Source organism: Pseudomonas sp. E315, assembly GCF_055406205.1.
The window spans coordinates 349199-362956 of the sequence record NZ_JBUZPJ010000003.1 but is presented as its reverse complement, the minus strand read 5'-3'; the positions used below and the strand labels follow the sequence as shown (position 1 = coordinate 362956).

General features: G+C 54.1%; 12 protein-coding genes. 11 read left to right on the top strand and 1 reads right to left on the bottom strand.

Annotated features, from left to right (window positions below; all coding sequences use genetic code 11):
- The first annotated feature begins 3 nt into the window (after positions 1 to 3).
- The 9 genes from pilW to ACZRJQ_RS06995 all read left to right on the top strand — a co-directional run bounded on the left by pilW (position 4) and on the right by ACZRJQ_RS06995 (position 9677).
- Positions 4 to 762: a type IV pilus biogenesis/stability protein PilW gene (pilW, locus tag ACZRJQ_RS07035; protein WP_463977648.1), complete on the top strand. Its 759-nt coding sequence runs from the start codon at positions 4 to 6 to the stop codon at positions 760 to 762.
- A complete protein-coding gene (locus ACZRJQ_RS07030) occupies positions 762 to 1766 on the top strand; it encodes a RodZ domain-containing protein (protein WP_463977647.1) in 1005 nt (334 codons plus the stop codon). Before pilW ends, ACZRJQ_RS07030 begins: the two co-directional genes overlap by 1 nt.
- 3 nt (positions 1767 to 1769) lie before the next feature.
- Positions 1770 to 2879, top strand: coding sequence for a flavodoxin-dependent (E)-4-hydroxy-3-methylbut-2-enyl-diphosphate synthase (ispG, locus tag ACZRJQ_RS07025; RefSeq protein ID WP_463977646.1), 1110 nt, complete (start codon positions 1770 to 1772; stop codon positions 2877 to 2879).
- A 22-nt stretch (positions 2880 to 2901) separates the two neighbouring features.
- The gene (gene hisS, locus ACZRJQ_RS07020) at positions 2902 to 4191 is read left to right on the top strand and encodes a histidine--tRNA ligase (protein WP_463977645.1); all 1290 of its coding nucleotides are present in this window, start codon (positions 2902 to 2904) and stop codon (positions 4189 to 4191) included.
- A gap of 41 nt (positions 4192 to 4232) precedes the next feature.
- On the top strand, positions 4233 to 4874 hold the full coding sequence (locus ACZRJQ_RS07015; protein ID WP_463977644.1) for a tetratricopeptide repeat protein: 642 nt from the start codon (positions 4233 to 4235) through the stop codon (positions 4872 to 4874).
- Positions 4867 to 6018: an outer membrane protein assembly factor BamB gene (gene bamB / locus ACZRJQ_RS07010; RefSeq protein ID WP_463977643.1), complete on the top strand. Its 1152-nt coding sequence runs from the start codon at positions 4867 to 4869 to the stop codon at positions 6016 to 6018. The genes ACZRJQ_RS07015 and bamB overlap by 8 nt, the downstream gene beginning before the upstream one ends.
- A 138-nt stretch (positions 6019 to 6156) precedes the next feature.
- On the top strand, positions 6157 to 7626 hold the full coding sequence (gene der, locus ACZRJQ_RS07005) for a ribosome biogenesis GTPase Der (RefSeq protein ID WP_463977642.1): 1470 nt from the start codon (positions 6157 to 6159) through the stop codon (positions 7624 to 7626).
- 123 nt (positions 7627 to 7749) lie between these two features.
- On the top strand, positions 7750 to 8898 hold the full coding sequence (locus tag ACZRJQ_RS07000) for a pyridoxal phosphate-dependent aminotransferase (RefSeq protein WP_463977641.1): 1149 nt from the start codon (positions 7750 to 7752) through the stop codon (positions 8896 to 8898).
- Entirely contained in the window at positions 8886 to 9677 is a 792-nt protein-coding gene (locus tag ACZRJQ_RS06995) for an amidohydrolase (protein ID WP_463977640.1), read from the top strand. Before ACZRJQ_RS07000 ends, ACZRJQ_RS06995 begins: the two co-directional genes overlap by 13 nt.
- A gap of 340 nt (positions 9678 to 10017) precedes the next feature.
- Here the strand turns inward: ACZRJQ_RS06995 and leuA are convergent, their stop codons facing one another.
- Entirely contained in the window at positions 10018 to 11697 is a 1680-nt protein-coding gene (leuA, locus tag ACZRJQ_RS06990) for a 2-isopropylmalate synthase (RefSeq protein ID WP_463977639.1), read from the bottom strand.
- Positions 11698 to 12301: 604 nt separating this feature from the next.
- Between leuA and ACZRJQ_RS06985 the strand changes: the two genes are divergently transcribed.
- Positions 12302 to 13072 carry a hypothetical protein gene (locus ACZRJQ_RS06985; RefSeq protein ID WP_463977638.1) on the top strand — a complete coding sequence of 257 codons (771 nt, stop codon included), beginning with the start codon at positions 12302 to 12304 and terminating at the stop codon, positions 13070 to 13072.
- 53 nt (positions 13073 to 13125) lie between these two features.
- A complete protein-coding gene (locus ACZRJQ_RS06980; RefSeq protein ID WP_463977637.1) occupies positions 13126 to 13647 on the top strand; it encodes a CS1 type fimbrial major subunit in 522 nt (173 codons plus the stop codon).
- The last annotated feature ends 111 nt before the right edge of the window (positions 13648 to 13758 follow it).

Here is a 13758-nt window from a genome sequence, read left to right as displayed (position 1 = left end):
TCTATGATCTTGCGCGCTGCGTTCTCTGTCGTATTGGTCGGCTTGTTGGCTGGCTGCGTCTCATCGGGTGATTCAAGTCCAATGATGACCGACAAAGGCCGTATAGAAGCGCGTAAGGCCTATGTTCAGTTAGGGCTTGGTTATCTTCAGCAGGGGATGACCGAACAGGCCAAAATCCCTTTAAGCAAAGCGCTTGAACTCGATAAAACAGACCCACAAACCAATGCGGCATTGGCATTGGTTTATCAGTCTGAAATGGAGTTTGAACTGGCCGAGAAGGCTTTTCAGACGGCATTGAGCAAACAGCCGGCTGATGCGCGCATCCTCAATAATTACGGCAGCTTTCTATACGAGCAGCAGCGCTATCAAGAAGCCTACACTCAGTTTCTAAAAGCCTCTGCAGACAGCCTTTACCCTGAACGTTCGCGCGTGTATGAAAACCTGGGTGTCACCTCGCTCAAGCTGGGGCAGCGTGAAACCGGTCTTCAGCAATTGGAGAAGGCACTGCGTTTGAACGCCAGACAGCCGCGAGCGTTGCTCGAAATGGCTGAGTTGTCTTATGAAGACAGTCAATATGTGCCCGCACGAGATTTTTACGATCGTTTTAGCCTGCTTAGTGGGCAAAATGCACGTAGTCTATTGCTCGGTGTGCGACTGGCGAATGTTTTCGATGATCGCGCTAAAACTGCCAATTATGGCCAGCAATTAAAACGACTCTATCCCGGCACGCCGGAATATCAGCAATACCTGTCGGAGCAATGATGAAAGCGGCGCAACCCGAAGTTCTAGCAGCGACTCGTGTCAATCCAGGCGAGACGTTGCGTCAAGCCCGAGAGAGCAACGGATGGTCATTGGCTGACGTTGCCTTGAAGCTCAACCTCACGGCCAGCTCATTGAGTAACCTTGAGACGGGGGCGTTCGACAAACTCCCAGGCCACACCTTTGCCCGTGGCTATATCCGAGCCTATGCCAAATTGCTCGACATGGATCAGGCCAGCTTGGTGCATGAATTCGACCTTTACACCGGCACTGACTCCAGCGGTAGCAGCGTCCACAGCCTTGGCCGCATCGAAGAGCCCGTTCGGGTTTCGCATACCATTTTGCGTATTGTCAGCTTGTTGCTGTTGGTTGCAGTGGTGGGCGGTGGCTTTATCTGGTGGCAGGATCAAACCTCCATGCGGGCAAAAGACCTGATTGGTCTTACACCAGAGCACGTTGAGGTTGAAGGGGCTGACGGCACAACTCAGATTCACCCGCTAGACGAGCCTGAAGATTTGGCGGTGGCTGACGCTCAAATTCAAAGCGAAGCCCCGGCTGTTACCGATACGGCTGCTGAGCAAACTGGATCGACCGCACTTGCGCTGCCAGCTCCCGTGGCCACCGCACCAGCGCCTGTTGAGAGTGCTCCCGTTGTAGCGCCGGTTGTTGTGCCGCCTAATACGACGCCTGCAGCGGCTGTGCCGGCAACGCCAGCGCCAGTTGTTGCACCAGTACCTGTTGCAGCCACTACGGCACCCGTGGCTGGCGCAGGCAAAGTTAACCTGCAATACAGCGCCGATTGCTGGACTCAAGTGACAGACAGCACGGGCAAAGTGCTGTTTGGTGGCTTGAAGCGCAAGGGCGAAAATCTTGAAGTGAGCGGCAAGCCTCCACTGACGCTGCGTCTGGGCTTTGCCCGTGGCGCGCAAGTGACCTATAACGGTCAACCGGTGGATGTGGCTCCTTTCACCACTGGCGAGACTGCTCGTCTGAAGTTAGGTCAATAAGTCATGCACGGCGAATCTCCAATCAAGCGTCGCGAATCGCGAAAAATTTGGGTCGGCTCGGTGCCGGTAGGTGGTGATGCCCCTATCGCGGTGCAGAGCATGACTAACAGCGACACCAATGATGTTGCCGCGACAGTTGCTCAAATCAATCGGCTCGAAGCTGCGGGTGTCGATATCGTGCGCGTTTCCGTGCCAGATATGGACGCCGCTGAAGCCTTTGGCCGAATCAAACAACTGGTCAAAGTGCCACTAGTTGCGGATATCCATTTTGATTACCGCATCGCTCTGCGTGTTGCGGAGTTAGGTGTGGACTGTCTGCGCATCAACCCAGGCAACATTGGGCGCGAAGACCGCGTGCGCGCGGTGGTTGATGCAGCACGTGATCGTGGTATTCCGATTCGCATTGGCGTTAATGCCGGCTCCCTGGAAAAAGACCTGCAAAAAAAGTATGGCGAACCCACGCCTGCGGCTTTGGTTGAGTCTGCCTTGCGTCACGTTGAGCACCTTGAGCGGCTGAACTTCAAAGACTTCAAGGTCAGCGTTAAGGCTTCCGACGTGTTTATGGCCGTCGAAGCTTATCGTTTGCTGGCCAAGGAAATCGTCCAGCCGCTGCACTTGGGCATCACTGAAGCGGGCGGTTTACGCTCGGGCACAGTGAAATCTGCCGTGGGCCTAGGTATGCTGCTCGCCGAAGGGATTGGCGATACTATTCGCATCTCCTTGGCGGCAGACCCGGTTGAGGAAGTGAAAGTCGGTTACGACATCCTCAAGTCCCTGCACTTGCGCTCGCGTGGCATCAACTTTATTGCGTGCCCTAGCTGTTCTCGGCAAAACTTCGACGTGGTGAAAACCATGAACGAACTCGAAGTGCGTCTTGAAGACCTGCTCGTGCCGTTGGATGTTGCTGTAATTGGCTGTGTAGTAAACGGCCCCGGTGAAGCGAAAGAAGCCCACGTTGGTCTTACGGGTGGCACGCCAAACTTGATTTATATCGACGGTAAGCCGTCGCAGAAGCTAACGAATGACAATCTGGTGGATCAGTTAGAAAGGTTGATCCGCCAGAAAGCGGCCGAAAAGGTCGAAGCTGACGCTGCTGTTATTGCGCGCGGCTAATCAAACGAATAAAGGATTTTTTGTGAGCAAGTCTTTGCAAGCCATTCGTGGCATGAACGACATCCTGCCCGAGCAAACCCCACTGTGGCGTTTTTTCGAAAGTAAGGTATCGCGTTTGCTGGATAACTACGGTTACAAGCAAATTCGCATGCCTATCGTTGAGTTCACCGAGCTGTTCAAACGCTCGATTGGCGAAGTCACCGATATTGTCGAAAAAGAGATGTACACCTTCGAAGACCGCAATGGCGACTCGCTGACGTTGCGCCCTGAAGGCACGGCTGCCTGTGTTCGTGCAGTGCTTGAGCACGGCATCACCGGCGGCGGTCAAGTGCAAAAGTTGTGGTACATCGGCCCGATGTTCCGCCACGAGCGTCCTCAAAAAGGCCGTTATCGTCAGTTTCATCAGATCGGTGTTGAGGTGTTCAACCTTGATGGGCCGGACATCGATGCTGAGCTGATCGTATTGACCTGGCGCCTATGGGGTGAACTGGGCATTCGTGATGCCGTCAAACTGGAACTCAACAGCCTTGGCACCAGTGAAGCCCGCGCTCGCTACCGTACAGCACTGGTTGAATACCTGACGTCACGCCTGAGCGAACTGGATGAAGACAGCCAGCGGCGCCTCAAGTCCAACCCTTTGCGCGTACTCGACACCAAAAATGCCGATACCCAAGCTGTTTTGGTTGATGCGCCGAAGTTGGTGGATTACCTGGACGAAGAATCCCGTGTGCACTTTGAGGGCCTAAAAGCTCGTCTGGATGCTGCCGGTATTCCATACACCATCAACCCCAAGCTGGTGCGCGGGCTCGATTACTACAGCAAAACCGTATTTGAGTGGGTCACCGACAAACTCGGCGCTCAAGGCACCGTGTGTGCCGGTGGTCGTTATGACGGCTTGGTTGAGCAAATGGGCGGCAAGCCGACCTCAGGTGTTGGTTTCGCGATGGGCATCGAGCGTCTGATTTTGATGCTTGAAACCCTTGAGAAAATCCCGGAAGAAATCTCGCGTCAGGTGGATGTTTACCTGTGCGCCTTCGGTGAAGCCGCTGAGTTGGCCGCTTTGGCCTTGAGCGAACGTGTTCGTGATCAGTTGCCTAACCTGCGCCTGCAGATCAATGCCGGTGCTGGCAGCTTCAAAAGCCAATTCAAAAAGGCCGACAAGAGCGGTGCGCTGTATGCGCTGATCCTGGGTGATGACGAATTGGCCCAGAAAGTGGTAGGTGTCAAACCCCTGCGTGGCCAGGGCGAACAACAAACTATTGCCTGGGATGCTCTTTCTGAGCACTTGGCCACCTGCGTCGTGCAGGGTTGAAGCTGTAAAAACAGCCGATTTATCGAATAAGGAGTGTTGGGGTGTCGAGTAACGATGATGATCAGCTGGGCGAGTTGAAAGACTGGTGGCAGCGCAACGGCAAACCCCTGGTCACTGGCGGCTTATTGGCGCTGGTGGTGGTGTTCGGCTGGCAGGCTTGGCACAAATATCAGAGTAATCAGTCGCAGGGTGCGTCGATTCTTTACCAACAACTGCTTGAAGCGACACTGACGCCTAATGGCCAGCCCGATATGGCTCAAGTGGCCGATTTGGCGAACAAGTTGAAAAGTGAGTACGGCGGCTCTGCCTACGCGCAATTTGGTGGCTTGTTTGTCGCTAAAGTAGCCGTAGACAGCGGCAAGTTGGATGACGCAGCCAACGAGCTGAAAATCATCGTCGACAAGCCAGCCAACGCCACCTTGGGTGAAGTTGCTCGTCAACGTCTAGCTCAGGTTCTGGCGGCTCAAAACAAGGCTGATGAAGCCTTGAAGTTGCTTGAAGGCGATGCAGACAAAGCATTCCTGGCCAGCCGTGAAGAGCTCAAAGGTGACTTGCTGGTGCAGCAAGGCCGCACTGACGACGCACGTGCAGCCTACGAAAAAGCGATGGCTGCATTGTCTGATGAAGCGGCGGTAGGTGGTTTGCAAATCAAGCTTGACGACTTGGCCAAAGGGGATGCGTGACGTGATTCGTTGGAAACATGCAGCATTGCTGGCTCTGGCCATTTTGGCCGCGGGTTGCAGCAGCAACAGCAAAAAAGAACTGCCTCCGGCCGAATTAACCTCTTTCAACGAAGAAGTGGTTCTGCAAAAGCAGTGGAGCCGCTCGATCGGTGACGGTCAGGGCAAAACCTACAACATGTTGGTGCCAGCGATTGAAGGTAACCACATCTACGCCGCTGATGTGAGCGGTGTGGTAATGGCTTTGGACCGCATGAACGGCGACGTTCAGTGGAAAAAAGACCTTGAGCTGCCAGTCTCCGGCGCCATTGGCGTTGGCTACGGCATGGTCATGCTCGGCACCTTGCAAGGTGAAGTGGTTGCACTCGACGCCAGCACTGGCGAAGAAAAATGGCGCTCTCGCGTCACCAGCGAAGTACTTGCGCCGCCTGCGACCAACGGTGACGTAGTGGTGGTTCAGACTCAGGATGATCGTCTGATTGGTCTGGATGCTTCGACAGGTGATCAGCGTTGGGTGTATGACAGCACTCCAGCGGTACTGAGCTTGCGCGGTACAGGCGCACCTCTGGTCACCAATCATCTGGCCATTGCGGGTCTTTCGACCGGTAAAATCGTTGCCCTTGATACGCAAAACGGTGTGCCAGTGTGGGAGCAACGTGTTGCTATTCCACAAGGCCGCTCGGAGCTTGAGCGTATTGTGGACATCGACGGTGGCTTGCTGTTGTCCGGCGGCAACCTCTATGTGACCAGCTACCAAGGCCGTATGGCTGCACTGGAACTCGAAACAGGTCGCGTACTTTGGCAGCGTGATGCTTCCAGCTACGCAGGTCTCGCTCAAGGTTTTGGCAACGTCTACGTGAGCTTGGCGTCTGGCACTGTTGAAGGCGTTGACGAACGTTCGACCACTGCGCTGTGGAGCAACGACTCTCTGGCTCGCCGTCAATTGTCGGCTCCAGAAGTGTTCTCCAGCTATGTGGCAGTCGGCGATATGGAAGGTTATCTGCACCTGTTAAGCCAGGTAGATGGCCGTTTCGTGGGCCGTACTCGCATTGACAGTGATGGCCTTCGGGCGCGTCCGCTGGTGGTCGGTGACATGATTTACGTGTTTGGTAACAGCGGCAAACTGGAAGCCCTGACCATTCGCTAAGGCGTCTATGCTTGAGGCTCTAGGGTCTCAGGCAGCCTTGCTCTGGCAAGGTTTGCGGCACATTTGTGCTGTTCCGAACTCTGGCCGCTGCCTTGCAGCGGCTTTTGTATTTTCTGAAATAACGAAGTGGAGAGCCGCATGGTTCCCGTAATCGCCCTGGTGGGCCGACCAAACGTCGGCAAGTCCACCTTGTTCAACCGCCTGACCAGGACTCGCGACGCTATCGTCGGCGACTTGTCCGGTCTGACCCGTGATCGCCAATACGGTGAGGCCAAGTGGCAAGGGCGTTCCTACATTCTGGTCGACACCGGTGGTATTTCCGGTGACGAGCACGGTATGGACGAAAAGATGGCCGAGCAGTCGCTGCTGGCCATCGAAGAAGCTGATGTCGTTCTGTTTCTGGTAGATGCCAAGGCGGGTTTCACCGCTGCTGACCAGATGATCGGCGAACATCTTCGCAAGCGTAACAAGCGTTCTTATGTGGTAGCCAACAAGGTCGACAACATCGACCCTGACATGGCACGTGCCGAGTTCGCACCACTGGGCATGGGCGATGCAATCCCAATCGCCGGTGCTCACGGTCGTGGCATCACTCAACTGCTGGAAATTGCCCTGAGCAACTTCCCGCGTGACGAGGAAGAGCCAGAAGACGGCGAAGAAGAAATCGTTCTCGAAGGCGAGGAAGCCAAGCGCATTCCTGGCCCAAGCGAAAAAGACGGTATCAAAATCGCCATCATTGGTCGCCCGAACGTTGGCAAGTCCACGTTGGTCAACCGCATGCTCGGTGAAGACCGAGTCATCGTGTACGACCAACCCGGCACTACGCGTGACAGCATTTACATCCCGTTCGAGCGCAACGACGAGAAGTACACGCTGATCGACACCGCGGGTGTGCGTAAGCGCGGCAAGATCCACGAGGAAGTCGAAAAGTTCTCGGTGGTCAAAACCCTGCAAGCCATCAAAGACGCCAACGTGGTGATCTTTGTGATGGACGCCCGCGAAGGCGTGGTTGACCACGACCTCAACCTGTTGGGCTTTGCGCTGGAGGCCGGTCGTGCTCTGGTTATCGCGATCAACAAGTGGGACGGCATGACCCCAAGCGAGCGCGAGTTCGTGAAAGTCGAATTGACGCGTCGTTTGTTCTTCGTCGACTTCGCCGACATTCACTTCATCTCGGCCTTGCACGGCACTGGCGTCGGTAACCTGTACCAGTCGGTACAGAACTCCTTCAAGTCAGCAGTGACTCGCTGGCCGACCAATCGCCTGACCCAGATCCTTGAAGATGCAGTGGGCGAGCACGCACCGCCGATGGTTAACAACCGTCGCATCAAGCTGCGTTATGCCCACTTGGGTGGTGCTAACCCGCCGATTATCGTGATCCACGGTAACCAGGTTGAGAAGGTTCCGAAGTCTTATGTTCGTTATCTCGAAAACACCTATCGTCGAGTCTTGAAGCTGGTCGGTACGCCGATCCGCATTGAGTTCAAAGGTGGCGAGAACCCGTACGAAGCGAATAAAAACTCGCTGACAGACCGTCAGGTCAACAAGAAACGCCGCATGATGTCGCACCACAAAAAAGCTGAGAAGAAGCGTAAAGACAAGCGCTAATAGCGCAACGTCTTGGCGTTACCAAAAAGGGTCGGAAACGGCCCTTTTTCGTGTCTGACGTTTGGGCTATTCTCGTTGTGTCCTGCGCCGCAGTCAGAGCCGGGAACTCAACAGGGATCGGCCATGATCATCAGCAAGTTGCCGAATGTCGGCACCACTATCTTCACGCGCATGTCGCAACTCGCCAACGAAACCGGGGCAATCAACCTGTCTCAGGGGTTTCCTGATTTTGATGGGCCACAGGCCTTACGTGATGCGGTCGGTCAGCATGTGGCCAGCGGGCACAATCAATATTCGCCAATGACCGGCTTGCCTGCTTTGCGGCAACAAGTGGCGGCGAAAATTGCCCGCAGTTACGGTGCGAACGTTGATGCCGATACTGAAGTCACCATTACGCCCGGCGCCACCCAAGCCATTTTCTGCGCCATTCAGGCGGTGATTCACCCTGGCGACGAAGTCATTGTGTTTGACCCTTGCTACGACAGTTACGAGCCTTCTGTCGAACTGGCCGGCGGCCGTTGCGTGCACGTGCAGTTGGGGCAGGATGATTTCGCCATCGATTGGCAAAAACTCGAAGACGCCCTAAGCCCGCGTACTCGCATGATCATCCTCAACAGCCCGCATAACCCAAGCGGTGCGCTGATTACTCGTGCTGAACTGGATCAATTGGCAGCGCTTATCGCCGATCGCGATATCTACATCATCAGCGATGAGGTGTATGAACACCTGGTGTTCGACGGCGTGCCCCACGTCAGTGTTTTGTCACATCCCCAGTTGTACCATCGCGCATTCGTTGTCAGCTCTTTCGGTAAGACCTACCACGTAACAGGCTGGAAAACCGGCTACGTCGTGGCACCGCCAGCCCTTAGCGCTGAGCTGCGTAAAGTTCACCAGTACGTCAGTTTTTGCGGAGTAACGCCCTTGCAGTATGCGCTGGCCGACTTTATGGCTGCGCACCCGGAACATGTTGAAGAGTTGCCTGCGTTTTATCAGGCAAAGCGAGACCTGTTTTGTGATTTGTTAAGCCCATCGCGCTTTACCTTTAAACCGGTGGCAGGGACTTATTTTCAACTAGTGGACTACTCCCTTATTCGTCCTGACCTGAATGATGTCGACATGGCCGAGTGGCTGACCCGCGAGCACGGCGTGGCGACGATTCCAGTGTCGGTGTTCTACCAGGCCCCGCCACCAGGGCAGCGTCTGGTTCGTCTATGTTTTGCCAAACGCGAGGAGACGCTGCGTGCAGCAGCAGAAAAACTATGCGTGATCTAAGCGCTTTACCTGATTTAACCGTAGCGTTGGTGCAGACCACGCTGGCTTGGCATGACCGCCAAGGTAATTTCGATCATTTTGACGACCTGCTTGAACAAGCAAAGGGCGCAGACGTGGTGGTCTTGCCTGAAATGTTCACCACAGGGTTCAGCATGGACTCTCACACCCTTGCCGAACCTGAAAACGGCCCAACCACCCAATGGCTTAGGGCGCAGGCTCAAAAGCTGAATGCGGTGGTCACAGGCACCCTTATTATTCGGGCTGCTGATGGCAGCCATCGCAACCGACTGCTGTGGGCGCGGCCTGACGGCGAAGTGCTGCATTACGACAAGCGTCACTTGTTTCGCATGGCGGGTGAGCATGAACACTTCACCCCCGGCGAGCGTCAGGTTCAGTTCGAGGTGAAAGGCTGGCGCATTCGTCCGTTGATCTGTTACGACCTGCGCTTTCCTGTATGGAGCTGTGACCCGCAAGACACTGATCTCTTGATCTATACCGCCAACTGGCCGGCTGCTCGTCGATTGCACTGGAATCGTCTGTTGCCAGCGCGAGCTATTGAAAACCTGTGTTATGTCGCGGCGGTAAACCGCGTCGGGATCGACGGCAAAGGCTTTGCTTACACCGGCGATAGCCATGTATTCGACTTTCAAGGTGAGTCGTTACTCAGCGCGGGCGAAGCGGACGGAGTGTTTCAGGTATGCCTGAATGCTGCGGAGCTGGGTGCTTACCGCGAGCGTTTTCCGGCCAACCTTGATGCGGACAGCTTCAAGCTTATCTGACCGCTACTTGGCTCACTCGAGGCTGCTTGAGTGAGCGACTTTATGTGTGAGCAGCCGAAGGTTGTGATTTTTAACGATCAACAGCTCGCAGCCTGCGGCAGCTCCTACGGGATGCACAAATGCCGAGGCGGTTGTGTGGGAGCTGCCGAAGGCTGCGATCTTTAACGATCAACAGTCCGCAGCCTGCGGCAGCTCCTACGGGATGCGCAAATGTCGAGGCGGTTGTGTGGGAACTGCCGAAGGTTGTGATTTTTAATGGTCAACAGCTCGCAGCCTGCGGCAGCTCCTGCTACATGCAAAAAAGGCCCCGATGGGGCCTCTTTTGTCGTTCAAGCCAGGCTTATGCCGCTTTAGCCTCTGCCTCGCTCAGTGAGCGATTGAGTGCGCTGAACAGAGCCTTGAAGCTGGCAGTGGTGATGTTTTCATCAATGCCCACGCCATGCACGGCACGTTCGCCGTTAACACGCAGTTCAATGTAAGCCGCTGCTTTGGCATTTGTGCCCGCACCGATGGCGTGTTCGTTGTAGTCCATGATCTCGGCCTTGACCGGCAAGCCTGCTACCAGCGCTTCCAGCGCGCCATTGCCTTTGCCGTTCCAGCGCAGGTTGGTTTCGCCAGCGCCTTTGGCAGACACTTCAACTTCTACCGCGCTGTGGCCGTTTTCTTCTTGCAGGCGGTGGCTGACCAATGCGTAAGGCGTGTTGGCCTGCAAGTATTCACTGTGCAACAGGCTGTGGATTTGCTGAGCTGTCATCTCAAGGCCAAGGCGATCTGTCTCACGCTGAACCACTTGGCTGAACTCGATCTGCATACGGCGCGGCAAGCTGATGCCGTATTCCTGCTCCAGCAGGTAAGCAATCCCACCTTTACCGGACTGACTGTTAACCCGAATCACGGCTTCGTAGCTGCGGCCAATGTCAGCTGGGTCGATTGGCAAGTACGGTACTTCCCACAGTGCATCCGGTTTTTGCTGGGCAAAACCTTTACGGATTGCATCCTGGTGCGAGCCGGAGAACGCGGTGTGTACCAAGTCGCCAACATACGGATGGCGCGGGTGAACCGGGATCTGGTTGCACTCTTCGACCACTTTGCGCACGCCGTCGATGTCGGAGAAGTCCAGTTGTGGATCAAGGCCTTGGGTGTACATGTTCAAGGCGACAGTCACAAGATCTACGTTGCCGGTACGCTCGCCGTTACCAAACAGGCAGCCTTCGACACGATCAGCGCCCGCCATCAGGCCCAGCTCAGTGGCCGCGACACCCGTGCCACGGTCGTTGTGGGTGTGCAGGCTGATAATGACGCTGTCGCGGCGGTTGATATTGCGACCGAACCATTCGATCTGGTCGGCATAGATGTTTGGCGTTGCGCACTCAACGGTTGCGGGCAAGTTGAGGATCATCTTGTGCTCAGGGGTTGGGTTCCACACCTCAATCACCGCATCGCACACTTCCTTGGCAAACTCCAGTTCAGTGGCACTGAAGGTTTCTGGCGAGTATTCAAACGTCCACTGGGTTTCTGGCTGCTCAGCGGCATATTTAACAAACAGCTTGGCCGCGCTGACTGCGATTTCCTTGATGCCGTCTTTGTCTTGATTGAACACGATGCGCCGGAAGGCCGGGCAGGTCGCGTTGTACAAGTGGACGATGGCTTTTTTAGCCCCGCGCAATGACTCAAAGGTGCGTGCGATCAAGTCTTCGCGGCCCTGGGTCAGCACCTGAATGGTGGTGTCATCCGGGATGTGGCCGTCTTCGATCAGGGAGCGCACAAAATCGAAGTCGGTTTGCGACGCAGCCGGGAAAGAGGCTTCGATTTCCTTTACGCCCACACTCACCAGCGTCTTCCAGAAACGCAGTTTCTTCACCGCATCCATCGGCTCGATCAGCGACTGGTTGCCGTCGCGCAGGTCAGAGCTGCACCAGATCGGCGCACGGGTGATGGTTTTTGAAGGCCAAGTACGGTCAGGCAAATCAATGACCGGGAATGGACGGTATTTAGAAGAAGGGTTTTTGAGCATGGTCATCAGGCAATCCTTATTGTGCGAGCCTAAACGCAATGGCTAGCTGAAGAAATACAAAGCAGGGGGCATATAAGGCACCGCAACTAGCTTTGCAGTCGTGCGCTAACGAGGCAAAGGCTGCGATGTTGTCGAAGCAGGATGAGGGTATGAGGTGTTTTCATGGCTTCAACCCTAACCACTGGGGTTGAAGATGGCAAGCAGCTAGAAAACATTGAGAGGAGTGCTCGTATAAAGGCATAAATCGATTTTTTATAGCGCGTATCAACCATATGGGGCGTGGTTATTGCGCGAGCTGGGCAGCAAGTGCGTGATGGCTGCTGCTCATACGGGGCTAGGTTAACTCTGACCTTGTCTGTTGATGCTCAAAGAGTGCTTGGGGGATGTCGGGCCAATATCCAGATGTATACGCATCCGGTTTTTTTCTCATGCTCAAGGGTAAACATCAGGTATGAACAGCTCTGAAAAACTGTGAAAAGCCCTGTTTCTGGGTGTTAAACCCTGATCAATGATGAGCGATCCGACACGCTTCTTAAAACGTTCGTAATACTTGCTTAGCTCTCATGGCAGGTCGTCGACAGACCTTGCAGACTGGAACAAGCCACCGAGTATGACGATGCGCATTTATGGCTACTTATCATTGTTGGTGATGGGCTGCGTTTGGGGGGTGACGGCGCAGGTCAATGCTTCGCCTTTGATCAATCCGGGGGCAATGTTTAGCTTTTTGGATGACGGAAAAAGCGCTGTGTTGAAGCGCATTTACAACTCTGGCACCAGCACCGCTTTCGTGAAGGTTGTGGTGCAGGAAATTACCTACGATATAAACGGAAAGCCGAGCGAGTTACCGCCCAAGACGTTGACCAATGCTCCGTTGATTGAGCAAGACATGCTGGTGGCCAGTCCAGCCCGAATGATTATTCCAGCGAAGGGTATGCAATCCACACGTTTACTGTTTATCGGGCCTCGGCCAAAAGAGCGTTATTACCGAGTGCGCTTTATACCGGTATTGCCTAACAAGGCTGATAGCTTTGATTTAGGTGCTGATGATCGCAAGGCCTACAAGAATGAACTGGCAGCAGAAGTCACACTGTTAACCGGTTTTGGCACCGTCTTGTTTGTGCGGCCAGATAAAGTCACCTTTGATACGCGCTTAAAAGATGAAGACGATACCTACAGCATCACCAATGCGGGTAACAGTATTGTGATGCTCGATTTTTTTAAAGACTGTGATGTAAATAAAAAATCTGACTGCTCTGTTATCGCGCAGCATTATATTTTGCCTGGCAATGCCTATCGGTTTAAGAAAGGTAAAAGCCGTGTTCACAGCTTTGTACTGATGGAAGGTAAAGCCCAGCGCAAAATAACAGTCAAAGGCATTTAGTACGTCGTAGAGATATTTCACCCTTAACCTGTAACCTAAAGAAGGATGTATATATGCAACGCACTCTTAAGGCAACTGGAAGCTCATTGATAATCGCAGTGTTAGCCGCTTTTGGATCCACCCCAATTTTTGCCGCAGACCCAATCGAACATCAAGTTCAATTGATTGCGAGTATTCCATCTACCTCGTTTTATGTCGCGCCTGCGGACTCCGGCTGGATTGGCCAAGCGCAGTTGATGGAGTGGACGGCTGATACATCAGCGACAGGCGGTAAGTTGACCGCTATTAATAAAGCGTTCGATGTCAAAAATAGTTCGGGTGCTATCAGTGCACGGCTGAGCGATGAAGACGCTTATCTATACAACGGTGCTGAAAAAATAGACTTGAACGTGACCTTTAATGACAAAAAGTTAACGACCAGTGCGGCGGAGGTTATCAGTGCCGACGATGCTAAGACGGGTAAGCGAGTGACGTTACTTATTGCTGCGGTAGCAGCAACAAAGCCTTATGCGCCTGGAAGTTACTCCGGTATCGTCAACATGACATTTGATGCCGTGCCACCTGTGGCGCGATAAGATTTTCAAATGGCTGAGCGGTGAATGACCGTTCGGTTGTCTGAGATTTAAGACACGGCTATTTAGAGTGTTGTGGTCGGTGTGTTGGAAGAATACTCAATTGAATTCTGT

Excerpts from the sequence above, each read along its gene's own strand:
- pilW (WP_463977648.1), top strand. The coding sequence starts at position 4 with ATGATCTTGCGCGCTGCGTTCTCTGTCGTATTGGTCGGCTTGTTGGCT.
- ACZRJQ_RS07030 (WP_463977647.1), top strand. The coding sequence starts at position 762 with ATGAAAGCGGCGCAACCCGAAGTTCTAGCAGCGACTCGTGTCAATCCA.
- ispG (WP_463977646.1), top strand. The coding sequence starts at position 1,770 with ATGCACGGCGAATCTCCAATCAAGCGTCGCGAATCGCGAAAAATTTGG.
- bamB (WP_463977643.1), top strand. The coding sequence starts at position 4,867 with ATGCGTGACGTGATTCGTTGGAAACATGCAGCATTGCTGGCTCTGGCC.
- der (WP_463977642.1), top strand. The coding sequence starts at position 6,157 with ATGGTTCCCGTAATCGCCCTGGTGGGCCGACCAAACGTCGGCAAGTCC.
- ACZRJQ_RS07000 (WP_463977641.1), top strand. The coding sequence starts at position 7,750 with ATGATCATCAGCAAGTTGCCGAATGTCGGCACCACTATCTTCACGCGC.
- ACZRJQ_RS06995 (WP_463977640.1), top strand. The coding sequence starts at position 8,886 with ATGCGTGATCTAAGCGCTTTACCTGATTTAACCGTAGCGTTGGTGCAG.
- leuA (WP_463977639.1), bottom strand. The coding sequence starts at position 11,697 with ATGACCATGCTCAAAAACCCTTCTTCTAAATACCGTCCATTCCCGGTC.
- ACZRJQ_RS06985 (WP_463977638.1), top strand. The coding sequence starts at position 12,302 with ATGACGATGCGCATTTATGGCTACTTATCATTGTTGGTGATGGGCTGC.
- ACZRJQ_RS06980 (WP_463977637.1), top strand. The coding sequence starts at position 13,126 with ATGCAACGCACTCTTAAGGCAACTGGAAGCTCATTGATAATCGCAGTG.